The organism is Acinetobacter sp. ABJ_C5_2 (genome assembly GCF_044538485.1).
Taxonomy (GTDB): Bacteria; Pseudomonadota; Gammaproteobacteria; order Pseudomonadales; family Moraxellaceae; genus Acinetobacter; species Acinetobacter nosocomialis_A.
Genome location: NZ_JBIUCS010000023.1, coordinates 15880 through 42072 on the forward strand (window position 1 = coordinate 15880; position 26193 = coordinate 42072).

A 26193-nucleotide genomic window follows, 5' to 3' on the forward strand; every position below is an offset into this window, starting at 1 on the left:
ATCAATAATGAAAACACAGTAATTCACATTAATACTGTGTACAAAAGCAGTGGAGAAGGCGAGCAATGCATCTGCATATCTTGGGTATTTGTGGCACTTTTATGGGCTCTTTAGCACTTTTAGCTCGTGATTTAGGACATAAGGTAACAGGTTCCGATTCAAACGTTTACCCGCCAATGTCTACCCAGTTAGAAAACGCAGGTATTGAACTCATGCAAGGCTATGACCGTAGTCATTTACAGCCTCATCCAGATTTAGTTATTGTCGGCAACGCCATGAAACGTGGTATTGATGCCGTGGAATACATGCTCAATGAAGGCCTGCCATATATTTCTGGTCCACAGTTCCTTGCTGATCACGTTTTACAAGGCAAACATGTGCTTGGTGTGGCAGGTACTCATGGAAAAACCACGACTACCACCATGTTAGCTTGGGTACTTGATCAAGCTGGTTTAAATCCGGGCTTTTTAATTGGTGGTGTCCCACTTGGTTTTAGTGAAAGTGCTCGTTTAGGCGGTGGAAAATACTTCTGCGTTGAAGCCGACGAATATGACTCAGCTTTCTTTGATAAGCGTTCTAAGTTTGTTCACTATCATCCAAAAACGGCGATTTTAAATAACCTTGAATTTGACCATGCCGATATTTTTGATGACTTAGCAGCAATTCAAAAACAGTTCCATCATCTTGTGCGTACTATTCCAAGTGAAGGCCGTATTATTGCGCCAATTACCGAAACTCATATTGATGAAGTACTTGAAATGGGTTGCTGGACGCCAGTGATTCGTACAAGTTTAGAAGCAAATGAAAAAGCTGCTTTATCTGCCGAATTAATCTCAATTGATGGCAGCCATTTTAAAGTCCTCGAAAATGGCAATGCCGTTGGTGAAGTGAAATGGAGCATGACAGGGCAACATAGCGTAGCGAATGCTTTAGCAACCATTGCAGCGGCTCAACATGTGGGCGTTGCACTTGCAACAGCTTGTGAAGCTTTATCTAACTTTGGCGGTGTAAAACGCCGTATGGAGTTACTCGGTACAGTCAATGGTATTGAGGTTTATGATGACTTCGCTCACCATCCAACAGCAATTGATACGACTTTAGATGGCGCACGTAAACGCTTAGGTGAACGCCGTTTATGGGCCATTATTGAACCGCGCTCAAATACCATGCGTATGGGCAGTCATAAAGATGGCTTAGCGCATTCAGCACGCTTAGCAGATGAGGTTATCTGGTACCAGCCAGAAGGTTTAGACTGGGATTTACAACCTGTAATTGAAGCTGCATCAAACCGTGCTCAAGTCAGCCGTTCACTTGATGAAATTATTGACCGTATTGTTAATGAAGCAGGTGAGGGCGATGCTGTGGTGATTATGTCTAACGGTGGCTTTGGTGGCTTACATCAAAAACTTTTGAGTGCATTAAAAGCAAAAGCTGCCTAAATTGCTCCTTTAAGATTAAAAAAAGGGTTTCAAATTGAAACCCTTTTTTATTAAATCGTTTTCAAACCTGCTCAGGTTCAATATTTTCCATAAACTTATTGGAAATAAATAAACGTAAGGTATAGACAATACCCATCGCAAACACGCTATATCCCACGTTATTACAAATGAACGGAATACATAAAATAATAAGCGCGGTAATAGGATAAAACCATTTAGAAATTCCAGCTAAACACTCAAACTCGTATAACATCCATATACAAGTGGTATAAAGCACCACACTCACAGCAACAATCACACCCATATATAAATCAGAGATATGTGCATGATGGGTAGTAACATCCACAGCGGCGGCAAGCGCAGCACCTACGGCAGCAATACTCACAAAAACAAAATAATGGCCATAACCCCATACAAATGGACGCACACCTTTAAAATGATGATGTTGTTCACTGCGATCAAAGTAAGCCCACCACATTGCAAACATCAACATTAATCCGCCAATCATTAAAAAAACAGCCGGAATATTGATAGATTGAGCCGCAAGCGCATCACGTATGGCATTAAAACTACCTACAATTGATTCGCCCAAAACAATAATGGTGAGGAGAGCATAGCGCTCTACAATATGGTGAGGATGCCACGGCGTAGGCGAATGTTTTTCTGCATAGATGGGAACAAATAACTCGAACACAACTAGACATAAAAATAGAGGTATAGAAAGGACATGAGCAAAGTTAGCTACAAGCCAGCCAATTTGTACCAAGACTATACCTATCGCATAGCGGTAAGCCGTAACTCGCCGTTCAGGATCATGTTTTGCTGCTCTGAGCCACTGAGTAACTAAAGCCAAGCGCATAATCACATAGCCCACAATAATGATGTCAAAATCCTGACTACGAAACACATCAGGAATACCTGCGGCCATCACCAATGAACCTACAATCTGAACAAAAGTAAGGCATCGATACAATGCATCATCATTATCGTAAGCTGAGGCGAACCATGAAAAATTCATCCATGCCCACCACAGCGCAAAAAATACCATCAGGTAGCTTGGCAGAGCATGCCAGAGATGATTTTCAATAATTGCGTGGTGTAACTGCTGACCTGCTGTTGCAATCGCGACCACAAAAATTAAATCGAACAATAATTCGAGGGGAGTCGCTGCTCTATGCGGCTGTTTTGGATCTCTTGGAGATAAAGGCCTCAAACTTAATTTTTTCTGTTTTTCTTGAGTAGTCATAAAATAACGTTCTCGAATAAAGTGCCAACACGTTAACACTTTAATATTAACCACCAGATCACGCATTAAAAATTATTTAGGTCTGCTGATTAATCTTTACTCATTAGCAAACTATATTTCATTTTTGTGACAATTCTTTATCAAGACAATAGGCTTAATTCTTTATCATAGCCCACGTTTTTTTGTTCTTGTTTGGAATATGAATGTCTTTAGAAACACTCAACCTTAGCTTATTCCATGTCATCAATGGTGCTCAGGATGCGAGTCAATTTATCATTCGTCTTGCTATCTTTTTTGCTAATGATCTCCTGTATATCCTGTTATCCATCCTTACATTTTTATGGTTTTATGGCGATCAAGATTTAAAAAATAGGGTCATTAAATCTGTCTTTTTAACCTGCATATCACTTTTAGTGGGTTATGTTATTTCTCTGTTTTATCACCATCCAAGACCGTTTGTGATCGGTGTGGGTACAACGTTTATTGAACATGCACCAACAGCGTCTTTTCCAAGTAATCATATGCTGATTTTCAGCACCATCGCGCTGTCTTATTTGTTTGCTCAGCGCAAAATGATTGGAATGATTCTGTTATTTTTGTCATTTGTGGTGGCATGGTCACGTATTTATTTAGGTGTGCATTTCCCTTTAGACATGTTGGGGGCTTTTATTGTCGCGCTTCTGGTCAACACAGCAGGTTATTACTTCTGGAATGCTTACGGTACAAGTTTGACCGCATTCTTTATTCACCTTTACCAGATTATATGCAAACCGCTTTTAGACCGCGGTTTGATTAAATAATTCGTAGAGTTTTTTGTTTTAAAAGCACGACATTAAGTTCAGTTGCGTAATACAAAAAAATCTGCCATTCTATGTGAAATTGGATAGGTTTTATCCAATACAGAATTTAGTTTGACAAGGGGAGTAGCCTCCTCCAAACATAACAGCAATGTTATGTGTCAGATATCGTCAATACACTTTTATTAAAAAGTCGGTATCTGAGCATCGTGAAATTCATGATGTAGGCAAGACCTTGATCATGTTGATACAGATGTTTAATTCATCTGGCAACTGGTCGAGGTTTTTTTATGCCCAATTGCCGGATGTATGGAGGATTTATGGAAACAATCGGCAATTTATGGCTGTACATAGCATTCTTTGGCATAGTCATTGTCATGCTTTTGATCGATTTCTTGGGCTTTAAGCAAAAACAAGGTCAAGATGTCTCAATTAAGCAAGCTGCTTACTGGAGCGTGGCGTGGGTAAGCGTCGCAGCCTTATTTGGTGGTGGTTTATGGCTTTACCTACAACAAACGGTTGGGGTGACCTTAGCAAACCAAAAAACCATGGAATACTTTGCAGGTTACTTACTTGAAAAGTCCCTCGCAATTGACAACGTTTTCGTTTGGTTAATGATTTTTGCGGCGTTTGCTATTCCAGCTGCATTACAACGTAAAATTTTGCTCTACGGCGTATTAGGTGCAATCGTACTGCGTACCCTTTTTATCTTTATTGGTGCATGGTTCGTACAAGAGTTCTCTTGGGTGCTTTATATTTTCGGTGCATTCTTGGTATATACAGGCTTTAAGTTCTTAAAGGGCCAAGAAGAAGAAACCAATATCGAAGATATCAAAGTTTTAAAATGGCTACGTAAGCACATGCGTATTACCCCACAGCTTGATGGTGACAAATTCTTTGTCCGTCAAAATGGTTTATTGTGGGCAACGCCGTTATTTCTAGTTTTGATTTTAGTTGAAGCTTCAGATGTGATTTTCGCGGTAGATTCTATTCCTGCTATTTTCGCGGTTACTAGCGATCCGTTTATTGTTTTAACAGCGAATTTAATGGCAATTTTAGGTTTACGCGCAATGTTCTTTTTACTTGCTGGCGCTGCTTCTAAATTGCATTACTTACCGTATGGCTTAGGCATCATCTTATTGTTCATTGGCGCGAAAATGTTGTTGCTTGATGTATTCCACATGCCAATCTGGATCTCGTTAAGCTTTATCGTCATAGTGTTAGCAATTACTGCTTATCTCTCTTTACGACACAACAAAAAGCAATTGCAGTCTTAATTCATCACAACAAGGCATCTACACGTGAGATGCTTTGTCATTTAAATCTTTAAAATAGGCTGTACTTTAAAAAAGCAGATTAATATCATATGCCAACTTAAAATTTATCTTTCCTAATCAGAAACATAATAGATAATAGCTATTCGGTTTTTTATGCCGAACATACTTATTAAAATGTGTGGAGACTCATGCGTTCTAAAAAAATTAATCTTGTCGTGGTCCCTTTATTACTCACGGCATGTAGCCATAATGATGGTCCTTTAGTACAAGACGTATATAACAACCAATATGACTGTGCTCGCGACTGGAATAATGAAACATGTAAACAAGAAAATAGCTCAAGTGGACATGGTTCTAGTTATGTCGGTAGCCGCTATTTAGGTCCTGCGTATTATCGAAATAATCGAGAAGTTTCTTTTCGCGGAAATACCTTACATCCTTACAGCAATTTGAGTGTAGGTCACCCCATTATTTCAAGTACGGCGAAAAGCGCATCTTCTTCATCCCCAATTCGTGGGGGTTTTGGTCGTAGCGGCTTCTCTTTCGGCGGCTAAATTCTCAGGCATTTACTGAATATGAAAAGAAAAATATTTACTCCACGTCCAGACTGGCAAGTGGAGCATCAAAATATTGGTTTTGATTATTTTAATTTACCTTCTCTCGATGGCTCAATTTACTGGTCTGAAGGGGTTGCGTATGAGTTTACCCTTAAGCAGATTGAACAACTTGAAGATGCAGCAAATGAACTGCATCAGATGTGTTTATCGGTAGTAGGAGATCTCATTCAACGGGGCGATTATCCTGCTTATTTTCAAATTCCTGAAGTCGCCATAAACCATATTGAACATTCGTGGAAACAAAATGCTCCCATGCTCTATGGTCGCTTTGATTTCGCTTACGATGGGCGAAATATCAAAATGCTGGAATATAATGCCGATACGCCGACTGGCTTACTCGAAGCCTCTGTCGCACAGTGGCTGTGGATAGAACAAGTCTCAGGCATTGCAAATCGAGACCAGTTCAATAGTATTCATGAAGACCTGATTAAACGCTGGAAGACAATTTTACCGCGTGGTAGCCATGTGCATTTTGCTGCCTGTCAGGAGGCTGGAAGGGAAGACTGGGGCAATTTAGAGTACTTGATGGATACCGCTTATCAAGCTCATCTACAGGTTTCCGAGCTTTCTATGGAAAACATAGGCTGGAACGGGCAAGATTTTGTCGATCTTCATAATCACCCCATTCAAAACATATTTAAGCTCTACCCATGGGAATGGATCTGGGAAGAAGCATTTTCTCAATATATTCATCCACAAACACAGTGGATTGAACCTTGCTGGAAAATGTTACTTTCAAATAAAGCGATTCTGGTTGAGCTTTGGAAGCGTTATCCAAACCATCCATTATTGGTTGAAACCCATACCTATGACCAGCAACAAGTTTTGTCTGGTAAATGGGTGAAAAAGCCAATTTTGGCAAGGGAAGGGGCCAATATTCGAGTTTTACAAGACGGCCATGACCAAGGCGCGGCTTCTGGTAGCTTTTATTTTGATGACTATGACAAATATGGTTATGTCGTACAGAAATGGGTAGATACCCCATTATTTGCAGGACAACTACCTACACTCGGTTTATGGATGGTTGGACATCAATGTGCAGGCATGTCTATTCGTGAAGATTGCTATGACATTATTGGTAATGATGCCCACTTTGCAGCGCATTATTTTGTCGAGTAATAAACGCCTAGAGATATTTAAAAAAGCACTTTTAAAGTGCTTTTTTATTGAGTATTACTTGCGATCAATTAGTGCATTTTAAGTAAACAGCGAATAATGAGCTTTCATTTTTAAAATTAAATTAGAACGAAAATTCAAAAATACCACAATATAAATATATGTATTTTAATAAATTTTTCATTATTTTATTTATTAAAAATTAATATTGGCAAGCTCTTTGCATCTCCTAAAAAGAAAAAAGCCTAGATTTTAAGGGCTCGCGAGAGCCCTGATTTTTTTAAGGAGTGATGCCATGAATGCTATTCCAACTTTAACGCCACTTGCCATGCCGTGTAACAGCAGTTTTGAAGCAAAAGATTGGGAAATTTTATCAAGTCACTGGTATCCGGTTGCGCGTATTCAAGATGTCTCTACAGCACCTCAACGCGTCACGCTACTAGACGTCAACATGGCCCTCTATAAAACAGAAAGTGGCGAAATTCATCTAGTTCGAGACATTTGCCCGCATCGTGGCGTGCCTTTAACCAAAGGTTGGGTCGATGGTGAGGAGATTGTGTGTCCTTATCATGGTCTACGCTATAACACCGAAGGGAAATGTACTCAAATACCAGCTCAGCCCGAACTAACTAAAATTTCTGATCGTTTTTCTCTGACCAAATTTCCGGTTGTGCAAAGATATGGCCTCATTTGGACCAGTATTCATGGTCGTGATATTGCTAAAGCCAATATTCCTGTATTAGATACTTGGGATGATGCAGAGCATCAAGCGATTTTGCCACCTTTTGTGGATATTGGTGGTTCTAGTGGTCGTCAGCTTGAAGGGTTTATTGATGTCGCTCATTTTGCATGGGTGCATCACAATGCTTTTGCCAGTCGTGATAATCCCGTTGTCCCTAAGTACCACACTGAACGTACCAGCTATGGCTTAAAAACGGTCTATATCAGCAATGTCAGTAACTATCCGCATGAACTAAAACATCTCGAACCAGAAGGCTTTTTATGGAAGCGCACCTTTGATGTCTATCCACCTTTTTCAGCCGTGCTTACGGTCGATTTTCCAGAAGATGGGGTCTTAAAAATCTTAAATGCCTGTTGTCCTATCTCAAGTAATAAATCTCGTTTATTTGTTCCACTCACACGTAACTTTGACCAAACAGGTGATTTAGAAAAAGTATATGCATTTAATGCGCAAATTTTTGCCGAAGACCAAGACATGGTCGAATCACAAAAACCAGAAGAACTACCGCTTGATCTAATGATGGAAGCACATTTTGAAGCAGACCGTTCATCAACGACTTATCGACGGATTTTGGCTGAATGGGGACTAAGTAAACGTTATACCATTTAAATCTTGGCTAAGTGGGGTACAATCAATCGAAAAAAGTGAAAATATATAGGCTTTCCATGTCATTGATCGCAAATACCACCGTTGTGCGTGGTCGTTTTTTAGATATTCAACAAACTGTCTCTGAGCCAACTGATATTCCAAATCAAGTGCGTTATTTAGAAGATGGTGTATTGATTAGTGAACATGGAAAAATCAAATGGTTTGGTGCATGGGAAGAAGCTCAACAGCATCTTCCTACTGGAGTTGAAGTTCAACATTACCCAGAGCAATTGATTGTACCTGGCTTTATTGATACCCATATCCACTTTCCACAAACCGAAATGGTAGGAGCTTACGGCGAACAACTTTTAAGCTGGCTCAATACTTATACTTTCCCAACCGAAATCCAGTTTCAAGACAAAACATACGCAAGTGAAATTGCGCAGTTCTTTGTTCAGGAACTCTTAAAACACGGTACAACTACAGCCCTCGTTTTCTGTACAGTTCATCCCGAGTCTGTTGATGCCTTATTTGAAGCCGCAGAACGCGTTCAGATGCGTTTGATTGCAGGGAAGGTACTCATGGACCGTAATGCTCCTGAAGCGCTTTGTGACACGCCAGAAACAGCTTACAGCGACACTAAAGCACTTATTGAAAAATGGCATGGTAAGGGCCGTGCTCTCTATGCAATTACACCACGTTTTGCACCTACTTCTACACCTGAACAATTAGAAAGAGCAGGGCAGTTAAAACAAGAATTTCCGGATGTTTATGTCCATACGCATTTAAGTGAAAATAAAGATGAAATCGCTTGGGTGAAATCTTTATTTCCGGAACAAGCGGGCTATTTAGATGTTTATCAGCATTATGGCCTAACTGGTAAGCGTTCTGTTTTTGCACATTGCGTTCACTTGGAAGATCAAGAATGGCAATGTATGCATGATACACAATCGGCTATCGCATTTTGCCCAACTTCAAACTTGTTCTTAGGCAGTGGTTTATTTCCATTGAAAAAAACTTGGGAAAAACAAGTGAAGGTAGGCTTAGGTACAGACATCGGCGCGGGTACATCGTTTAGTTTACTGCAAACTGTTAATGAGGCTTATAAGGTTCAGCAATTACAAGGTGATAAACTCTCAGCTTATGAAGCGCTTTATCATGCAACCCTAGGCGGAGCAAAAGCACTCGATTTGCAAGATCAGTTAGGCAACTTCAACGTCGGTAAAGAAGCCGACTTTGTGGTACTCAACCTAAAACCAACCGCACTCCAGCAACTTCGCCAGTCTAAATCTAAATCCGTTGAAGATTCACTGTTTGCATTATTCACCTTAGGTGATGATCGTAATATTGAGGCGACTTATATTTATGGAAAACGTGCTTATCAAAAAGAAACAGTCCAGTAAAAAAGGTATTGTTAAGTTTTTGTTATTATTTGGAATATGTGCTGTTGCTTTAAAACGTGATCGACATATTCCGCAAAATGATAAAATTTCACAGCCATCAAAGGGTGCATGAAACGTCATTTTGCTTTAAAATTTTACCATTAACTCAGTTTTTCGAGGTGTTGCAGGTCAACACCTTTTTTATTTTTTCTTTTATATCTTGTAGGAATCTGCCATGACTGTTGCAATGAGCATCATGATTTCAACCGAAGAAATTCAAGCAAAAGTCAAAGAGCTCGGCGAGCAAATTAACGCTCACTATGCAAATAGTGACAAAGAATTGGTTCTGATTGGTCTACTTCGTGGTTCTGTTATTTTCATGGCAGACTTATGCCGTACCATTACCAAACCACACGAACTCGACTTCATGACAGTGTCTAGCTACGGCGGTGGTACCACTTCAAGTCGAGATGTTAAAATCTTAAAAGATCTTGACGGTGAAATTCGCGGTAAAGATGTGCTTGTGGTTGAAGACATTATCGACTCAGGCAACACCTTAAGCAAAGTTGTGGAAATGTTGCAAACTCGCGAACCAAATTCAATTCAATTATGCACATTAGTGAGCAAACCATCTCGCCGTGAAATTGATCTCGAGGTTAAATTTTTAGGCTTCGAAGTTGAAGATAGGTTTATTGTGGGTTATGGCTTAGATTACGATCAAAAATATCGTCATCTGCCTTTTATTGGTGAAATTGGCCTATAAATTTCATAAAAATAGCACCATAAGGTGCTATTTTTTTATATAACGTTTTAGCTTTGAACAAAAAAGACACAAAAAGTCGCAATCTGCTACAGACAAAATAGACAGCTCTGTCGCACGATAGAATATGAAGCAAAATCATTAACTTCATCAAAAAAACAACTGGAGAACAAATATGTGGTCACTTATTGTTGCTATTGTGGTTGGTTTCTTCGCTGGCTTAATTGCTCGTGCTTTGCATCCAGGTGATGATAAAGCAGGTTTCATCGTTACGACTTTGATTGGTATTGCAGGTTCACTTCTAGCCACTTATGGTGGTCGTTTGCTTGGGCTTTACGGCGAAAACTCAGCTGCAGGCTTTATCGCTTCCGTGATTGGTGCAGTCATTATTCTTTTCATTTACAACTTGATTGTCCGAAAAAGCTAAACTTTAATTTGTTCATAAAAAAAGCACCTTAAGGTGCTTTTTTTAATTTATAGACCCAGTTCTTTCCAAACTTCCTGAATTTCTTCAGCAGATCTTGCACCTACCAATTTAAAACCATTTGCAAAAACTAGGGTAGGAGTAGCATTAAAACCTAATTTTTTACCCAACTCTAAGTTACGATCAATTGGGTTTGCACAACTTGCAACTGTTGGTTTTACACCTTGTTCAATTAGCTTTTTCCAAGAATATGATTGGTTCGGTGCGCACCAAACTTGTCTGGAAACCACAATAGATTGAGGCTTTAAAGGATAGATAAACGTGTAAATTGTTACGTCTTTAAGTTTATCGAGTTCAGGTTCAAGCTTTTTACAGTAAGGACAATTTGGGTCAGAAAATACCGCTAAAACATGCTGACCGTTACCTTTGACTGTTTTAATAGCATCTTTTAAAGGCAATTGTTTCCAATCAATTGAGTTTTGTCCTAAAACCAAGTCTTTGGTTAAATTCTTCTGGTCCTTTAAGCGAATCATAGAGCCTACCAACATATGCTGACCATCTTCACCAAGATAAATAATTTGTTGATCGAGATTGGCGCTATATAGCCCTGGCATTTCGGTTTTCTGAATATTGCTAATTTTCAAATTAGGATATTGTTTTTTAATATTTTCCCGAACAGTATCTACATTAGCGAAACTCAAACTTGTAGTTAAGCTAAATAATGCCAATATTCCTATTTTTTTAAGCATAAAACCAACTCATTGGTAGGAGAGGAGATCATTTTAATCAGTTCAGCTCATGAAAACAGAACTGATTACCGAGTTATAACCAAACTCCCACATCGTTATGCTTATGTTTCACGTGGAACATAAGTCGCTTTTAGAAAGCCCTTCAACCTGATTTTGATCATGACGTGATACACTATGGGCGTGTATAACATTCAAACCCAATATACTCCCTACCGGTATATTAAATTATTAAGAGAAAACAGATGAGTCACATTGGTCAGGATAAAAAAATTCTTAATCGTGTAAAACGACTAAAAGGGCAAATCAATAGCATTGAAAATGCGATAGAACAACCAGAATCATCATGCATTGATATTTTGCAGCAAGTTGCGGCTATAAAAGGTGCAATAAACGGTTTAATGAGTGAATTGATGGAACAACACTTACACCATCATGTACTTCAAGGTGCAGAAGTCGATCAAAATGAGTTAGATGAATTTTTAAAAGTTTTAAAGAGATACGGCTGAGAAAAGTACTGGATGACATAACACTCTACATCATCCAGTTTTTTTTATTATTTTCCAATACAGAAAGAACCAAAGATTTTGCCTAATAGGTCGTCAGCACTAAAGTCACCTGTAATCTCACCTAAAGCATTTTGAGCAAGGCGTAATGATTCGGCAACAAGCTCACCAGCGTTAAATACAACAAGTTGCTCACGTGCTTCTGAAAGATAGAGCTGTGTGCGCTTCATTGCGTCTAAATGGCGTGTTCTTGCAATAAACGTATCTTCCTCAGGATGAAAGCCTGCATGAGCTGTAATCGCATCTACGAGGCCTTGTACGCCCATCTCTTGTTTTGCAGAAACTGTAATATGACGGAACCCCTGAAAATCAGTAATTTCAGCTACCTGTCCAGTTAAGTCGCATTTATTACCAATTAACATTAAACGACGTGGTTCAATATGTTCAGCGAAATATTCTTGAGCGAGTTTTAAGGGGTCATCACCTTGATTTAAATCATAAACCAACAATAATAAATCAGCTTGTTCAATTTCTTTAATTGCTCTACGAATCCCTTCTTTTTCAACAATATCACCTGTTTCACGAAGGCCAGCGGTGTCTGTTAAGGTAATTGGCAGACCATTTAAGCTAATTTTTTCATGCAAAACATCGCGAGTTGTGCCAGCAATGTCCGTCACAATAGCGCGTTCTACACCAGCAAGCGCATTTAATAAGCTCGATTTACCCGCATTCGGTTTACCCGCAATAACAACTTGCAAACCTTCACGTAACAGTTGCCCTTGTCGTGCAGAAGTTTGAACCGCATGTACCGACTGCTGGACATCTTCGAGTAAAGCTAAAATCTTACCATCTGCTAAGAAATCGATTTCCTCTTCAGGAAAATCAATTGCAGCTTCGACATGTAATCGTAAATGGATCAGTTTTTCTAAAACCGTATTAATTTTTGTTGAAAATGCGCCCTGTAAAGAGCGAACAGCAGAGCGTGCCGCAGCTTGAGAGGTTGCATCAATCAAGTCAGCAATCGCTTCTGCTTGTACCAAGTCCATTTTGCCATTTTCAAAAGCTCGCATGGAGAACTCACCAGCTTTTGCAGCAATTGCACCTAGCTCAAATAAACGGCCAAGGAGAGCATTTTGAATGACTGGACCGCCGTGCCCCTGTAGCTCGACAACATCTTCACCAGTAAACGAATGCGGATTTGGAAAGCACAAGACAATCCCTTCATCCATGATGCTTCCATCAGCATCATAAAACTTACGAAAACCAGCCATACGTGCTTCAGGCAAGTTTTTTTGCGTCAGCTTTTGAGCAATTTCATAGGCCTTAGGTCCAGATAAGCGAATCACGCCCACTCCACCACGCCCTGGCGGCGTTGCAATTGCAGCAATTGTGGTTTGACTTTGCATATTATTCACCTAAAAAAACCTAAAATACAGCCAAAGAAAAATCCGCCTAAGATTACCATCTTAAGCGGATTGATTCAGTAAAAGTTCAACGATTAAGACGCTGATTCAGTCTTGTTTAGACGACTTTTTTCAACACTCTTGTTAATAAACCATTGCTGTAAAATGGTAATACTGTTGTTCACAATCCAGTACAACACGAGACCTGCAGGGAAGAACAGCATAAATACCGTGAACATAATCGGCATAATACGGAATACTTTCGCTTGCATTGGATCAGCCGGTTGCGGGTTCAACATTTGCTGAGCAAACATTGTCGCACCCATAATTAACGGCAAGATGAACCATGGATCCATTGCAGACAAGTCTTGAATCCAGCCTAACCATGGTGCGTGACGTAATTCCACACTTTCCATGAGCACCCAGTACAAGGCAAGAAAAATCGGCATTTGTAGCAATAGCGGCAAACAACCTGATAGTGGATTAACTTGTTCACGTTTATAAAGCGCCATCATTTCTTGCGAGAAGCGCATACGGTCTTCACCGAACTCTTCTTTCATGCGTTGCATTTCTGGTGCAATCACACGCATTTTCGCCATAGAACGATAACTTTTTGAAGATAAAGGCCACAAAATCATCTTCACCATAATGGTAAGCAAGATGATTGACCATCCCCAGTTGCCTACAATGCTATGGAAGAATTGAAGACCTAAGAACAATAACTTGGCAATTGGCCATAACCAACCATAGTCAACCGTCTGGTTCAAACCTACAGCCAAATCTTTTAATTCAGATTGTACTTTTGGACCTGAATAAAGCTTCGCATCTACTTCCATTGAAGTGCCAGCTGGAACATTAATTACTGGCGAAGTAAAGCCAATAATATTCATATGATCCGCAGACTGACGAGATTCAAGCTTAGCAACATAAGGCTGACCATTCGCTTGAGTCAGTTTAAGATTTCCAGGAATCCAAGCACTTACAAAGTAGTGCTGAACCATTGCAACCCATCCACCTTTAGCATCAGCATTTACTTTTTCTTCTGAGAAGTTAGCAAACTTAAGCTTGTTATAATGTGAATCAGGCGTTCCCCAAGCACCACCTAAGAAAGTTCCTAGAGTGAAAATACCTTGAGAAGACTTACCAGGATCCTCAGAGTTATCACGCTTTAACTGTCCAAACATCTGACCTTGCCAATTTTGTTGGCTACGGTTAATGACTTGATGACTTACAACAATCGGGTATTGACCTTGGGTAAAGGTGAAAGTTTTAATAATTTCAACGCCTTCTGGTGTCTTAAATACCATCGGCACGTTTAAAACTTTTTCAGACTGACCCTTTTGATCCTGTACACCCTTAGCATCAGCCAAAGTATATGATGTTTTTTCAACCGCATATAACGGACGACCACCACGACTACTATCTGGTCCATTCAAACCAATTAAGCCAGACTGAGCAACATATGTACGCTTGGCATCATTTTCAAGCATAACAAATGGTTGATTACTGTCTTTACTTTTGTCGTGAGAGAGTAATTCAATACGAACAATATCACCACCTTTTGGATTGATCCAAAGATGATAAAGGTCAGTTTGTACTGAAATAAGCTGTTGATTCACAGGTGCTGTCGCATCTGTGGTTTGTGACTGCGTAATATTTGCTTGTGGCACATCGGAAGCCACTGTTGCAGTTTTAGCATTTGGCAAATCAGCAGATATTTCATGTGAACTTACAGCCGCCGCTTGTTGTTGCGGTGCAGTTGCAGCATTTCCATAATCTTTTTGCCAAGCCAAAATGAGCAAATATGCGGTGACAAACATGGCCCCGAGAATTGCAAACCTGGCCCATTGTTGCATATCTATTACCCCAAATGGTTAGAGAGATTTTGCTTCATTAAACGATCACGAAAGGGTACAGCAACATGATGCGTTTGAGAATCTATTTGATGAAACGAAATAAAACGAATTGCTTTTGGCGGTACCGGATCATATCCGGAGCCTCCCCATGGATGACATCGACAAATACGTTTAGAAGATAGCCAAACGCCTTTCATTGCACCATGAGTTTGTAATGCTTCTATCGCATATTGGGAACAAGTTGGGATATAACGACAACGGGGTCCAAGAAGCGGACTAATCGCAATTTGATACAGTCGAATGAACCAACGCAAAATACGAACCATTGGTCATCTCTTAATTTTGCGAGGTTGGGACAACTTTAGAATGTTTTTTTGCCAAGCGTTGTAATTTTTGCCAAGCAAAATCTAATTGTTGATATAGCTCAGCGTTCGTAATCGTTTCAATACCAACTTTAGGCATTACAACAACATCTATGTCTAACCCAAATTTCGGCTGATTTAGACGAAAGCTCTCACGAGCAAGACGCTTTATTCGATTTCTTTCATGCGCACGGCGCACTTTTTTCTTAGCAACGACAATACCCAAACGGCTATTAGGCTGTTCGGTTAATTTTGCAAGAAATAAAAAATGGGGTTGATGCACTTTAAAAAGCGCACCATCAAATACACTTTTATAATCTGCAGCACAGCGCACACGACGATCTGTGCTAAAACTGTAAAGTGCCATCACACCCAAGTCTGGTCAGCGTAACAGTAATTAAACAGTTAAGCTATGACGACCTTTTGCACGACGACGAGCTAATACTTGACGACCAGCTTTAGTTGCCATACGAGCACGGAAACCATGAACGCGTTTACGCTTTAATTCAGATGGTTGGAAAGTACGTTTCATATCGAAACTCCCAAAAATGATCTTTCTATAAAGGTCCGCGATTTTATTGTGCAATGTTTACTCTGTCAATGATAAACAGAGAAAGTTTTGTATTTAAGTCAAATTTTTACTTATTCATCCTCTCTTTATATTAAGTCAATTTTTACCATTTAAAAGTTATACACAAAGTAATTGTTTATTTTTATTATGACTTTTAAGATATACACTTCTTATTTACATACTTATCAACAAACCTAGATGTGAAATTAGTTTTGTTTTGATATATTTGAATTTAAATTCATATTTTTTAGTTATCCACAATTTGAAGTAGCCCTATTAAATAAATTCAAATTTTAAAATTTAAATTTATTCTTATTAGTGTGGACTTTTTCTGTGGATTTCACGGTTTTAAATTTAAAAAACATATATTTGAACTGTTGATAACTCTGTTTTTATTATCTTTGTGGATTGTGGATAAGTTTATGTGATAATTTATCCACAGGATGTGCAAAAAGTTATTCACAATTGGTTTTGAATTTAAATTTATTCACAAGAGATTTCTTTTTAGGCAAAATCAACCGAATTCGTCATGACAGATGTGGATAACTTGGGTAGAATGGCGACCCCTTCTTATCAGGAAGGGTTAATCTTTAAATGATTTGAATTTAAAACGCAGACATAGGGGATACACATGCTTTGGACAGACTGCTTAACTCGCTTGCGACAAGAGCTCTCTGATAACGTCTTTGCGATGTGGATTCGCCCTTTAGTAGCTGAAGAAGTGGAGGGCATACTACGTCTATATGCTCCTAACCCTTATTGGACACGTTATATTCAAGAGAATCATTTAGAGTTAATTTCTATATTGGCAGAACAGTTGTCAGAAGGACGTGTACGTCAGGTAGAAATCTTAGTCGATTCTCGTCCTGGTAGTATTTTGTCTTCTAATGAACAACCGGCAACAACTACAGCTGCCTTACAAAGTACGCCTGTATCGCAACCAACTAAGGTTAAAAGAGAACCTGAACCTGTTGCCAACACTGCAGTTAGCCCGAAAACATCAAAAAAGAAACTATTAAACCCACAATTTACTTTTTCACTATTTGTTGAAGGCCGTTCTAACCAAATGGCAGCGGAAACTTGTAGAAAAGTATTAACACAATTAGGTGCTTCTCAGCATAACCCTTTGTTTTTATATGGCCCAACGGGTCTTGGTAAAACTCACTTAATGCAAGCAGTTGGTAATGCTTTACTTCAAGCTAAGCCGAATGCGAGAGTCATGTATATGACTTCAGAAAGTTTTGTACAAGATTTTGTGAGTTCCTTACAAAAAGGAAAGGTTGAAGAGTTTAAGAAAAATTGTCGTTCTTTAGATTTGTTATTAGTTGATGATATTCACCTTTTGGCTGGTAAAGAAGCTAGCTTAGTTGAATTCTTTTATACATTTAATGCCTTACTTGATGAATCTAAACAAATTATTTTAACTTCTGATCGCTATCCTAAAGAATTAACAGAACTTGATCCTCGATTGGTTTCTCGTTTTTCTTGGGGACTATCGGTAGGCGTTGAACCACCAGATATTGAAACACGAATCGAGATTCTGCTTAAAAAAGCTGAAAATAGTGGCGTTGATTTGCCAAGAAACTGCGCATTATTTATTGCACAACAAGTAGTAGCGAACGTACGTGAACTTGAAGGCGCATTGAATAAAGTTGTTGCAATTTCACGTTTTAAAGGTGCGCCTATCGATCTTGATGTGGTGCGAGAGTCTTTAAAAGATGTATTGGCGATCCGTGCGCGTACAATTAGTGTGGAAAATATCCAACGTGTGGTGAGTGAATATTTCCGCATCCCACTCAAAGAACTCGTAGGCCCAAAACGAACACGAATCTATGCGCGACCACGCCAATTGGCGATGGGGCTTGCCCGTGAGTTGACTGGTGATAGTTTTCCAGAAATTGGAATGGCTTTTGGTGGTCGAGACCATAGTACCGTGATGCATGCTTGTGAAAAAGTAGTCAGTTTACGGGAAGAAGATCCTATCTTTGATGAAGATTATAAGAATTTACTACGTCTTCTTCAGAGTTAATGAAATCATAAGACGTTGTTGCAAAGTCTCCATAAGTGCAGCATAGTACACAGCTAAAAAATGAAATGTTTGCTCCAAGTTGCTAGAGGAATGAATCGTGCGTTTGAAAATCGCTAAAGAAAGTTTACTCAATGTTTTATCGCATGTTGTCGGTGCGGTAGAACGTCGTCATACCTTGAATATTCTTTCAAACGTCAAAATTCAGGCTAATGGTCAAGCACTCACCATTACTGGTTCGGATTTAGAAGTTGAACTAGTGGCGAGCACTGCTTTATCAGAAGGGGCGTGCCTCGAAGCAGGTGAAACGACTGTTCCTGCTCGTAAATTGATGGACATTTGTAAATCTTTGCCTACCGCTGCATTGATTGACTTACAAATTACTGAAGATCAAAGATGTATTTTAAAGTCTGGTAATAGCCGTTTTGTGCTAGGTACTTTACCAGCAGAAGATTATCCGTTATTAAATACTGAGAATAGCCAAGGTACGCAAGTACAGGTGACTCAACGTGAATTAAAGCGTTTATTTGAAAAAACTGCTTTTGCGATGGCTGTACAAGATGTACGTTTTTATTTAACTGGTACGTTATTAGAAATTGATGAAAATCAATTGCGTGCAGTCACAACAGATGGTCACCGTCTAGCCCTTTGTGAAATTTTGGCTTCTTCTAGCTCATCTCAATTAGTACAAGCAATTGTGCCGCGTAAAGCTGTTGGTGAATTACAACGCCTACTGAGTATTGAAGATGAGCAACTTACTTTGCTTATTGGCCGTGAATTATTAAATGTAACGATCAATACGCCAAGCCGTGATAAAGAACAAGGTGATATTACTGTTCGTTTTACGACAAAATTGATTGATGGAAAATTCCCTGATTACCGCCGTGTAATTCCACGTGGTGGTGATAAACACGTTTTAATTGGTCATGATGTATTTAAACAATCATTACAACGTGTCGCAATTTTAAGTAATGAAAAATTACGAGGTGTTTTCTTAAACTTTAATCAGGATTCTTTACAGCTTCGTGCAAATAACCCTGAACAAGATGAAGCGATTGAGGATTTAGCAATCCAATATCAAAATACCCCATTAGAAATGTCATTTAATGCTCAATATTTACTTGATGTGTTGGGTGTATTAGATGGTGATGACGTAAATATGAGCATGACTGAAGCGAACCAGTCAGTATTGGTACAAGATCCAGCTCATCCTGACCAGACTTATGTCGTTATGCCGATGCGTGTTTAATTTGGTTTAATTCTATGCATCTTACGCGCTTAAATATAGAACGCGTGCGTAATTTAAAAACGGTTGCACTCCATGGTTTGCAACCGTTTAATGTTTTTTATGGCGCTAACGGTTCGGGTAAAACATCAATTTTAGAAGCGATTCATTTGCTTGCAACTGGTCGTTCATTCCGTACACATATTCCCAAAAATTATATTCAGTATGAAGCTGACGACGCGATTGTATTTGCTCAGTCAACAACTGAAAAAATCGGTATGCAGAAACTCGCTTCTGGTGAGCAATTGATGAAAGTCAACGGCGATACAGTTGCGACTCAAGGTCAACTCGCCAAATTGCTCCCTTTACAGCATATTGATCCACAAAGTACAGATATTATTGACCATGGTGCTAAGCCAAGACGTCAGCTTTTAGATTGGCTAATGTTCCACGTGGAACCTGAATTTTATTTTGCGTGGCAATATTACTCTCGAGCTTTAAAACAGCGAAATACCTTACTCAAAACAAGACGCAATCTTTCCTTGGCTGACTTAGAGCCGTGGAACAAAATGTTGAGTGATTATGGCGAAATTTTACACTCACAGCGTTTAAGTATCGTAGAGCAATGGAACGTTTATTTTCAAAATGACTTAAGTCAGTTATTACCTGATTTAGAGATTGAGCTGGAATACAGCCCCGGTTTTCATACAGAGCAGGGGCTTATGCAAGACTTGCTGAATCAGCACCAAAAAGACATTGAAAGACGTTATACAGAGTATGGTCCACATCGGGCTGATTTGCGCTTAAAAACGCCTTTTGGACACGCAGATGATGTTTTATCAAGAGGTCAGAAAAAACTCTTGATTATTGCCTTAAAACTGTCACAAATTGCAATGTTGCATGCGAGTAATAAGGAAACTGTGGTATTATTAGATGATCTGACAGCAGAATTAGACTTAACCGCACAACAACGTTTAATTGAACGATTAAGCCAACTTGGTAGCCAGGTTTTTATGACAACTTTAGATCATGCATCGGTAAAAAAACATTTACATGATCTGTCTATTTCATATCAATTATTCAGTGTTGAATCCGGTCAAGTTAGTCTTGCTTCACCATAATTTTTTGATGTTACCCATCTTTGAATAAACCTATATTTGCTAGGGAGAAACCATGAGTTCAGAGTCTCAATCAGCCTCTCAAACAGAACAAACCAATGAAAAGGCTTATGATTCCTCTAGTATTAAAGTATTACGTGGATTAGATGCAGTTCGTAAACGTCCGGGCATGTATATTGGGGATACAGACGACGGTACCGGTTTACACCATATGGTATTCGAGGTTGTTGATAACGCAATCGATGAAGCCTTAGCAGGACACTGTGATGAAATCATTGTCACGATTCACGAAGATGAGTCGGTGAGTGTTTCAGATAATGGCCGTGGTATTCCAACTGATATTCACCCTGAAGAAGGTGTTTCTGCAGCAGAAGTTATTCTTACTATTCTGCATGCAGGCGGTAAGTTTGATGACAACAGCTATAAAGTTTCAGGTGGTTTGCACGGTGTAGGTGTTTCAGTTGTAAACGCACTTTCTAGTAAATTACATTTAATTATTAATCGTGCTGGCCAAGTACATGAACAAGAATATCAACATGGTGATCCGCAATATCCATTACGTGTGATTGGTGAAACGGATAACACTGGTACGATTGTACGTTTCTGGCCAAGTGCAGAAACTTTTAGTCAAACCATTTTCAACGTTGAAATTTTAGCACGCCGCTTACGTGAACTTTCTTTCTTAAACGCTGGTGTACGTATCGTTTTACGTGATGAGCGCATTAATCTTGAGCATGTTTATGATTATGAAGGCGGTTTATCTGAGTTTGTTAGATACATTAACGAAGGTAAAAACCATCTGAATGAAATCTTCCATTTTACGGCTGATGCAGATAACGGTATTGCTGTAGAAGTTGCATTGCAATGGAATGATAGCTATCAAGAAAATGTTCGTTGTTTCACAAACAACATTCCACAAAAAGATGGTGGTACGCACTTAGCAGGTTTCCGTGCGGCATTAACGCGTGGCTTAAACCAATATCTTGAAAATGAAAACATTCTCAAGAAAGAAAAAGTGAATGTGACTGGTGATGATGCGCGTGAAGGTTTGACTGCTATTATTTCGGTTAAAGTTCCTGATCCAAAATTCTCTTCTCAAACGAAAGAAAAATTGGTATCGAGTGAGGTAAAACCAGCAGTAGAGCAAGCAATGAACAAAGAGTTCTCTGCTTACTTACTTGAAAACCCACAAGCTGCAAAATCAATCGCTGGTAAGATTATTGATGCTGCTCGTGCACGTGATGCGGCGCGTAAAGCACGTGAAATGACACGTCGTAAGAGCGCATTAGATATCGCAGGTTTGCCAGGTAAATTGGCTGATTGTCAGGAAAAAGACCCAGCACTTTCTGAATTATATCTTGTCGAGGGTGACTCTGCGGGTGGTAGTGCCAAGCAAGGTCGTAACCGTAAAATGCAGGCTATTTTACCTTTGAAAGGTAAAATCTTGAACGTTGAACGTGCCCGCTTTGACAAAATGATTTCGAGTCAGGAGGTCGGTACATTAATTACAGCACTTGGCTGTGGTATTGGCCGTGAAGAATATAACCCTGACAAGCTTCGTTATCATAAAATTATTATTATGACCGATGCCGACGTCGATGGTTCGCACATCCGTACATTGTTATTAACGTTCTTCTTCCGTCAAATGCCGGAGTTGGTGGAGCGTGGTCATATCTATATTGCACAGCCACCTTTATATAAACTGAAAAAAGGTAAGCAAGAGCAATATATTAAAGATAATGATGCCTTGGAAACTTATTTAATTTCAAATGCAATTGATGAGCTTGCTTTGCATATTAGTGCAGAAGCACCTGCGATTACAGGCGAAGCATTAGCAAAAGTGATTCAAGACTATCAAGTTTCACAAAAGAGCTTACAACGTTTAACGTTGCGTTATCCAGCAAGCTTACTTGATGCATTACTTGAAGTAGAGGCGTTTAAAGCTGATCAGAACCACGATCAGGTTTATGTACAGCAATGGGCAGATCAAGTACGCGAAGCTGTACAAAGACTACAGCCAAGTTTGCGTCCTGAAATTACGCTTGAAACCTTCGAACGTGAAAATGCTCAAGGCGAGAAAACAGCGCATTATTGGCCACGTGTGACGGTATATGTCCATAACTTGCCACATGCTTACTTGCTTGATGCTGGCTTATTAAACTCAGCAGAATATGCGCGTTTATTGAAGAACTCTAAGAGTTGGTTCAATTTAATTGAAGATGGTGCATATTTACAGAAGGGTGATCGCCGTATTCAAGTGGCTAATTTCCATCAGGTATGGCAGCACATTCTGCAAGATTCGCGCCGTGGAATGATGATCCAGCGCTATAAAGGTCTGGGTGAGATGAATGCTGAACAGCTTTGGGAAACCACAATGGACCCTGAAAACCGTAATATGTTACAGGTGACTATTGATGATGCAATCGAAGCAGATCGTATGTTCTCATGCTTAATGGGTGATGACGTTGAACCACGTCGTGCCTTCATTGAGGAAAATGCATTAAATGCAGATATTGATGCTTAATTGATAGCTAGATTCTAAATCAGTCTAAGGAGAGAAGATGATGAGTCAAAAGTTTATAGCAAGTATGCTGATTTCATGTGCAGCTTTAGTGAGTCATTCTGCATTTGCAGCTGACTTGTTGGAAGCTGACATGAAAACTTTAGCAAAGAGCACAAAAGCCTTTGCTGAAGCGAAAGATCTCAATAACGCAAAACAGCAGCTTGTGATTATGCGTCAGGCAGCAGTATCTTCAAAAAAATCTTTACCTCATAAGTTGGAAGGTTTACCGCCGGAAAATGTACAGGTAAAACAATATCAAGCGGGTTTAGATCAGTTGGTTGCTGAAATTGATCGAGTTACTGTATTGGTTGATAAGGGTCAATTAGACCAAGCAAAATCAGAAGCAATTAATCTGGTTAATATCCGTAATGAAAACCACAAAAAATTTAGATAGATTCATTTTGATCTAAATAAAATAAAGGGAATGATTGATTCATTCCCTTTATTTTTTGGTCTATTTCAGTGTATTAAACCTAAAAAGATCAATTTTCTACTAAGTCTGTAACCTGAATGAGCGCATGGCCAAATAAATATCCAGCTGTTAATAGAATGCAGATCCACAAAATAGCTCCAGCGACATTATAGATTAAAAATTTTCCATAACTCATATTGCTAGAGCCCGCAGCTAGTGGTGCAAAAGAACGTGCAAAAGGAATAAAGCGTGCCAGAAGAATAGTTTTCCCACCGTGTTGCAAGAAATAACGGTTGGTTTTATTTAAATATTCTTTCTTAATAAAGCGTGATTTTGCTTCAAAAATACGGTTACCAAAATGACGACCAATAGAGTAGTTCACAATATAGCCTAGGGTGGCAGCTACGGTAAGTAAAGTAATCATATAACCCAGATGCATCATTTCGATCACTGAGCAAAGCGCCCCTACAGTGAGAAGTAAACTATCTCCAGGTAAAAAGAACATAAATACAAAAGCTGTTTCAGAAAAAATAATCAAAAAGAGTATGGCATAGACCCATGCGCCATACTCCTGAATTAAAATAGGTAAAAAATGTTCAAAATTAGTAATAAAATCAATAAAATTCATTCAGTTTGTCTGATCCCGAATTAAATACCTACTCAAGAAGGGTAAAAACGAAGTTACAGAATTTAGTTAAATTATCTGTGTATGGCAACCCTTAAGATGTAGCTTAAGTCTTATATGTTATCAAATTTGAATCTATCTCAAAAATTTAACAGCTGAATGAAATATTATTAGAAGTCATTCAAATTTTTATATAGTAGCGCAAATAAAGCTCTGATTTGAACTAAAAGCCAGTACTGGTCCTTAAAAATACCAGTACTGGCAAGAACTTAGTTTTCGAAAGAGGCTTCCATTTCCTCAAGTTCCATCATGAGTTCTAAAAGTTGCTCTTCATGTTGTTCAAGCTTAGCCTTCAGCTCAGTCTGTTCATTCATCAATTTCAGCAAATCGTCTTTACGATTCGCTTCATATAATGAGCTATCTGCTAAAGCTTCTTCAATTTCAGCAAGTCGCGGTTGAAGCTTTTCAATTTGTGATTCAACCTTCTCAATATTTTTACGAATAGGTCGGGTCTGTTCACGACGGCGTGCGGCTTCCTTACGCTGTGCTTCTTTATCAACTTTAGTAGGAGCAGGGGCAGCAGATGATGATGAGTTATTTGCTGCTACAGCAGTTTGAGCATTGATTTGCTGCTGACGTGCTTCACGTAACCATTTAGCATAATCCTGCAAATCACCTTCAAATTCGGTACATTTGCCGCCGTGTACTAAAAGAAGTTCATCACACACACTGGCAATAAGTTGACGTTCGTGAGAAACCAGAACGACAGCACCTTCAAAATCTTGTAAAGCCATGCTCAGTGCATGACGCATATCAAGATCTAAATGGTTCGTTGGCTCATCGAGAATTAAAACATTTGGACGCTGCCATACAATCAATGCCAAAGCCAAACGAGCACGCTCACCGCCAGAAAAGCTTTCACATGGTGTGTCCATGCGTTCACCACTAAACCCAAAACTACCAAGGAATGAGCGTAAGGTGGCTTCACTAATTTGTTTATCTGCCAAACGTGCAAGCTGTAGCATCGGGCTGGCATTACCATCTAAAGCATCCATTTGGTGCTGTGCGAAGTAGCCAATATTAAGCAGTTCGGAAGCTTTACGTTCACCTGCTAGAAGTGGCAAATCACCGACCAAGCTCTTAATCAAAGTTGATTTACCTGCGCCGTTCATACCAAGTAAACCAATACGTGAGTTCGGTGTAATTTGAAGTTTAATTTTTTCAGCAATTTGCTTATCGCCATAACCTATGCTGGCATTGTCTAAAGTCAGCAACGGTGAACTCATTTTGGTCGGTTCACGGAAACTAAAAGTAAACGGCGTATCGACATGAGCAGGTGCGAGTTGTTGCATACGCTCAAGTTGTTTAATACGACTTTGTGCTTGACGAGCTTTAGTGGCTTTTGCTTTAAAACGGTCAATAAATTTTTGTAGGTGAGCACGGGTTTCTTGCTGCTTCTCAAAGGCTTGTTGTTGTTGTGCTAAGCGTTCACTTCGAGTTGTTTCAAATGTGGAATAATTACCCGTGTAAAGCGTGAGTTCCTGATTCTCAATATGGAGAATATGATCTGTAATTGCATCTAAAAAGTCGCGGTCATGCGAAATGAGGATGAGAGTACCTTCATAGGCTTTAAGCCAATCTTCTAACCACAAAATTGCATCTAAATCTAAGTGGTTGGTTGGTTCGTCTAGTAATAATAAATCGGAACGGCTCATTAATGTACGCGCCAAGTTTAAGCGCATACGCCATCCACCAGAGAAACTAGCAACATTTAAACGTAATTGATGCTCTAGAAAACCAAGACCTGCCATGAGCTGGGCAGCTTTAGATGGTGCTGAATAACCGTGAATTTCATCAAAGCGGCCATGTAGTTTAGCCAAGTCTGAATCTGTGAGTTGATCTGGATGAGCAAGCTTATTTTGAATATCCCAATATTCTTCATCACCAGACAGAACAAAATCGAGGGCAGGCATGTCTAGAGCTTTAACTTCTTGCGCCATATGCGCCACAGTCCAGACTGAAGGACGAGTAAGTGTGCCTTCATCTGCGCCTAAGCTGCCCAGTAATGCTGCAAATAACGTTGATTTACCTGCTCCATTGACCCCAGTCAGACCAATCTTCCAACCTGGGTGTAATTGCATAGACGCTTTTTGAAAGAGAACACGTCCACCGCGGCGTAAAGAAACTTGGTCAAATTGAATCATCTTGTCTTATCGAGGTGAGTTAGGGATGCTGTATTTTAAAGAGAACTGAACTTGAAAACAAAACTTTCAGAGTTTTAGTTTATAAATGCTGAGATTGCATGGCTTAACCTATCTCTATTTCAGCTATTCGTCTGAAAATATCTAAATTTTTAACGAGATAGACCACATTTTAAAAAATATGGCTAAAA

The 26193-nt window shown here is 39.3% G+C and carries 24 protein-coding genes; 15 read left to right on the plus strand and 9 right to left on the minus strand.

Going from position 1 to position 26193, the window contains the following annotated elements; all coding sequences use genetic code 11:
• The first annotated feature begins 65 nt into the window (after positions 1 to 65).
• Entirely contained in the window at positions 66 to 1439 is a 1374-nt protein-coding gene (mpl, locus tag ACH8JV_RS15220) for a UDP-N-acetylmuramate:L-alanyl-gamma-D-glutamyl-meso-diaminopimelate ligase (protein ID WP_348902176.1), read from the plus strand.
• Positions 1440 to 1500: 61 nt separating this feature from the next.
• Here the strand turns inward: mpl and ACH8JV_RS15225 are convergent, their stop codons facing one another.
• Positions 1501 to 2751 carry a low temperature requirement protein A gene (locus ACH8JV_RS15225; RefSeq protein ID WP_077169185.1) on the minus strand — a complete coding sequence of 417 codons (1251 nt, stop codon included), beginning with the start codon at positions 2749 to 2751 and terminating at the stop codon, positions 1501 to 1503.
• A 137-nt stretch (positions 2752 to 2888) separates the two neighbouring features.
• Between ACH8JV_RS15225 and ACH8JV_RS15230 the strand changes: the two genes are divergently transcribed.
• From ACH8JV_RS15230 to ACH8JV_RS15265, 8 genes are all read left to right on the plus strand, one after another.
• Positions 2889 to 3485, plus strand: a complete 597-nt coding sequence (locus tag ACH8JV_RS15230) for an undecaprenyl-diphosphatase (RefSeq protein WP_396522210.1) — start codon at positions 2889 to 2891, stop codon at positions 3483 to 3485.
• Between the two features lie 317 nt (positions 3486 to 3802).
• Entirely contained in the window at positions 3803 to 4759 is a 957-nt protein-coding gene (locus ACH8JV_RS15235; RefSeq protein WP_396522212.1) for a TerC family protein, read from the plus strand.
• A gap of 188 nt (positions 4760 to 4947) precedes the next feature.
• Positions 4948 to 5313 (plus strand): hypothetical protein, encoded by a 366-nt coding sequence (locus ACH8JV_RS15240; RefSeq protein WP_005120731.1) that lies wholly within the window; start codon positions 4948 to 4950, stop codon positions 5311 to 5313.
• A gap of 21 nt (positions 5314 to 5334) precedes the next feature.
• Positions 5335 to 6495, plus strand: a complete 1161-nt coding sequence (locus tag ACH8JV_RS15245; protein WP_396522214.1) for a glutathionylspermidine synthase family protein — start codon at positions 5335 to 5337, stop codon at positions 6493 to 6495.
• A 292-nt stretch (positions 6496 to 6787) separates the two neighbouring features.
• Positions 6788 to 7843 (plus strand): Rieske 2Fe-2S domain-containing protein, encoded by a 1056-nt coding sequence (locus ACH8JV_RS15250; protein WP_396522216.1) that lies wholly within the window; start codon positions 6788 to 6790, stop codon positions 7841 to 7843.
• A 56-nt stretch (positions 7844 to 7899) separates the two neighbouring features.
• Positions 7900 to 9225 carry a guanine deaminase gene (gene guaD / locus ACH8JV_RS15255; protein WP_396522218.1) on the plus strand — a complete coding sequence of 442 codons (1326 nt, stop codon included), beginning with the start codon at positions 7900 to 7902 and terminating at the stop codon, positions 9223 to 9225.
• 214 nt (positions 9226 to 9439) lie between these two features.
• Positions 9440 to 9967, plus strand: a complete 528-nt coding sequence (hpt, locus tag ACH8JV_RS15260; RefSeq protein WP_002115408.1) for a hypoxanthine phosphoribosyltransferase — start codon at positions 9440 to 9442, stop codon at positions 9965 to 9967.
• A gap of 172 nt (positions 9968 to 10139) precedes the next feature.
• On the plus strand, positions 10140 to 10391 hold the full coding sequence (locus ACH8JV_RS15265; protein ID WP_004884259.1) for a GlsB/YeaQ/YmgE family stress response membrane protein: 252 nt from the start codon (positions 10140 to 10142) through the stop codon (positions 10389 to 10391).
• 47 nt (positions 10392 to 10438) lie between these two features.
• On the opposite strand, the gene ACH8JV_RS15270 is transcribed toward ACH8JV_RS15265, so the two are convergent.
• Complete coding sequence (locus ACH8JV_RS15270) at positions 10439 to 11137, minus strand: DsbC family protein (protein WP_396522220.1); 699 nt, start codon at positions 11135 to 11137, stop codon at positions 10439 to 10441.
• Positions 11138 to 11379: 242 nt separating this feature from the next.
• Between ACH8JV_RS15270 and ACH8JV_RS15275 the strand changes: the two genes are divergently transcribed.
• Positions 11380 to 11643: a metal/formaldehyde-sensitive transcriptional repressor gene (locus tag ACH8JV_RS15275; protein ID WP_100291111.1), complete on the plus strand. Its 264-nt coding sequence runs from the start codon at positions 11380 to 11382 to the stop codon at positions 11641 to 11643.
• A gap of 47 nt (positions 11644 to 11690) precedes the next feature.
• Here ACH8JV_RS15275 and mnmE read toward each other — a convergent pair whose 3' ends face one another.
• From mnmE to rpmH, 5 genes are all read right to left on the minus strand, one after another.
• A complete protein-coding gene (gene mnmE, locus ACH8JV_RS15280; RefSeq protein WP_311070328.1) occupies positions 11691 to 13046 on the minus strand; it encodes a tRNA uridine-5-carboxymethylaminomethyl(34) synthesis GTPase MnmE in 1356 nt (451 codons plus the stop codon).
• A 92-nt stretch (positions 13047 to 13138) separates the two neighbouring features.
• A complete protein-coding gene (gene yidC / locus ACH8JV_RS15285) occupies positions 13139 to 14899 on the minus strand; it encodes a membrane protein insertase YidC (protein ID WP_311087028.1) in 1761 nt (586 codons plus the stop codon).
• Between the two features lie 5 nt (positions 14900 to 14904).
• On the minus strand, positions 14905 to 15225 hold the full coding sequence (yidD, locus tag ACH8JV_RS15290; protein ID WP_311087029.1) for a membrane protein insertion efficiency factor YidD: 321 nt from the start codon (positions 15223 to 15225) through the stop codon (positions 14905 to 14907).
• A 10-nt stretch (positions 15226 to 15235) separates the two neighbouring features.
• Complete coding sequence (gene rnpA, locus ACH8JV_RS15295) at positions 15236 to 15628, minus strand: ribonuclease P protein component (protein WP_311070331.1); 393 nt, start codon at positions 15626 to 15628, stop codon at positions 15236 to 15238.
• 30 nt (positions 15629 to 15658) lie between these two features.
• Complete coding sequence (gene rpmH, locus ACH8JV_RS15300; protein ID WP_000831329.1) at positions 15659 to 15793, minus strand: 50S ribosomal protein L34; 135 nt, start codon at positions 15791 to 15793, stop codon at positions 15659 to 15661.
• A 670-nt stretch (positions 15794 to 16463) separates the two neighbouring features.
• On the opposite strand from rpmH, the gene dnaA reads away from it, so the two are divergent.
• From dnaA to cybC, 5 genes are all read left to right on the plus strand, one after another.
• Complete coding sequence (dnaA, locus tag ACH8JV_RS15305; RefSeq protein WP_263612617.1) at positions 16464 to 17861, plus strand: chromosomal replication initiator protein DnaA; 1398 nt, start codon at positions 16464 to 16466, stop codon at positions 17859 to 17861.
• A 97-nt stretch (positions 17862 to 17958) separates the two neighbouring features.
• Entirely contained in the window at positions 17959 to 19107 is a 1149-nt protein-coding gene (gene dnaN / locus ACH8JV_RS15310) for a DNA polymerase III subunit beta (RefSeq protein WP_263612616.1), read from the plus strand.
• Between the two features lie 14 nt (positions 19108 to 19121).
• The gene (gene recF, locus ACH8JV_RS15315; RefSeq protein ID WP_263612615.1) at positions 19122 to 20204 is read left to right on the plus strand and encodes a DNA replication/repair protein RecF; all 1083 of its coding nucleotides are present in this window, start codon (positions 19122 to 19124) and stop codon (positions 20202 to 20204) included.
• Positions 20205 to 20256: 52 nt separating this feature from the next.
• The gene (gene gyrB / locus ACH8JV_RS15320; RefSeq protein ID WP_311087032.1) at positions 20257 to 22725 is read left to right on the plus strand and encodes a DNA topoisomerase (ATP-hydrolyzing) subunit B; all 2469 of its coding nucleotides are present in this window, start codon (positions 20257 to 20259) and stop codon (positions 22723 to 22725) included.
• Between the two features lie 37 nt (positions 22726 to 22762).
• The gene (gene cybC, locus ACH8JV_RS15325) at positions 22763 to 23158 is read left to right on the plus strand and encodes a cytochrome b562 (RefSeq protein ID WP_022575180.1); all 396 of its coding nucleotides are present in this window, start codon (positions 22763 to 22765) and stop codon (positions 23156 to 23158) included.
• A gap of 88 nt (positions 23159 to 23246) precedes the next feature.
• Here cybC and ACH8JV_RS15330 read toward each other — a convergent pair whose 3' ends face one another.
• Positions 23247 to 23804, minus strand: coding sequence for a VTT domain-containing protein (locus tag ACH8JV_RS15330; RefSeq protein ID WP_002051888.1), 558 nt, complete (start codon positions 23802 to 23804; stop codon positions 23247 to 23249).
• Positions 23805 to 24070: 266 nt separating this feature from the next.
• Complete coding sequence (locus tag ACH8JV_RS15335; RefSeq protein WP_396522223.1) at positions 24071 to 26005, minus strand: ATP-binding cassette domain-containing protein; 1935 nt, start codon at positions 26003 to 26005, stop codon at positions 24071 to 24073.
• Positions 26006 to 26193 lie beyond the last annotated feature (188 nt).

Excerpts from the sequence above, each read along its gene's own strand:
- dnaA (WP_263612617.1), top strand. The coding sequence starts at position 16,464 with ATGCTTTGGACAGACTGCTTAACTCGCTTGCGACAAGAGCTCTCTGAT.
- cybC (WP_022575180.1), top strand. The coding sequence starts at position 22,763 with ATGATGAGTCAAAAGTTTATAGCAAGTATGCTGATTTCATGTGCAGCT.
- ACH8JV_RS15335 (WP_396522223.1), bottom strand. The coding sequence starts at position 26,005 with ATGATTCAATTTGACCAAGTTTCTTTACGCCGCGGTGGACGTGTTCTC.
- ACH8JV_RS15225 (WP_077169185.1), bottom strand. The coding sequence starts at position 2,751 with ATGCGTGATCTGGTGGTTAATATTAAAGTGTTAACGTGTTGGCACTTT.
- ACH8JV_RS15250 (WP_396522216.1), top strand. The coding sequence starts at position 6,788 with ATGAATGCTATTCCAACTTTAACGCCACTTGCCATGCCGTGTAACAGC.
- mpl (WP_348902176.1), top strand. The coding sequence starts at position 66 with ATGCATCTGCATATCTTGGGTATTTGTGGCACTTTTATGGGCTCTTTA.
- ACH8JV_RS15275 (WP_100291111.1), top strand. The coding sequence starts at position 11,380 with ATGAGTCACATTGGTCAGGATAAAAAAATTCTTAATCGTGTAAAACGA.
- hpt (WP_002115408.1), top strand. The coding sequence starts at position 9,440 with ATGACTGTTGCAATGAGCATCATGATTTCAACCGAAGAAATTCAAGCA.
- ACH8JV_RS15230 (WP_396522210.1), top strand. The coding sequence starts at position 2,889 with ATGTCTTTAGAAACACTCAACCTTAGCTTATTCCATGTCATCAATGGT.
- mnmE (WP_311070328.1), bottom strand. The coding sequence starts at position 13,046 with ATGCAAAGTCAAACCACAATTGCTGCAATTGCAACGCCGCCAGGGCGT.
- ACH8JV_RS15240 (WP_005120731.1), top strand. The coding sequence starts at position 4,948 with ATGCGTTCTAAAAAAATTAATCTTGTCGTGGTCCCTTTATTACTCACG.
- guaD (WP_396522218.1), top strand. The coding sequence starts at position 7,900 with ATGTCATTGATCGCAAATACCACCGTTGTGCGTGGTCGTTTTTTAGAT.
- recF (WP_263612615.1), top strand. The coding sequence starts at position 19,122 with ATGCATCTTACGCGCTTAAATATAGAACGCGTGCGTAATTTAAAAACG.
- yidC (WP_311087028.1), bottom strand. The coding sequence starts at position 14,899 with ATGCAACAATGGGCCAGGTTTGCAATTCTCGGGGCCATGTTTGTCACC.
- ACH8JV_RS15265 (WP_004884259.1), top strand. The coding sequence starts at position 10,140 with ATGTGGTCACTTATTGTTGCTATTGTGGTTGGTTTCTTCGCTGGCTTA.
- ACH8JV_RS15270 (WP_396522220.1), bottom strand. The coding sequence starts at position 11,137 with ATGCTTAAAAAAATAGGAATATTGGCATTATTTAGCTTAACTACAAGT.
- yidD (WP_311087029.1), bottom strand. The coding sequence starts at position 15,225 with ATGGTTCGTATTTTGCGTTGGTTCATTCGACTGTATCAAATTGCGATT.
- ACH8JV_RS15235 (WP_396522212.1), top strand. The coding sequence starts at position 3,803 with ATGGAAACAATCGGCAATTTATGGCTGTACATAGCATTCTTTGGCATA.
- rpmH (WP_000831329.1), bottom strand. The coding sequence starts at position 15,793 with ATGAAACGTACTTTCCAACCATCTGAATTAAAGCGTAAACGCGTTCAT.
- rnpA (WP_311070331.1), bottom strand. The coding sequence starts at position 15,628 with ATGGCACTTTACAGTTTTAGCACAGATCGTCGTGTGCGCTGTGCTGCA.
- ACH8JV_RS15330 (WP_002051888.1), bottom strand. The coding sequence starts at position 23,804 with ATGAATTTTATTGATTTTATTACTAATTTTGAACATTTTTTACCTATT.
- gyrB (WP_311087032.1), top strand. The coding sequence starts at position 20,257 with ATGAGTTCAGAGTCTCAATCAGCCTCTCAAACAGAACAAACCAATGAA.
- ACH8JV_RS15245 (WP_396522214.1), top strand. The coding sequence starts at position 5,335 with ATGAAAAGAAAAATATTTACTCCACGTCCAGACTGGCAAGTGGAGCAT.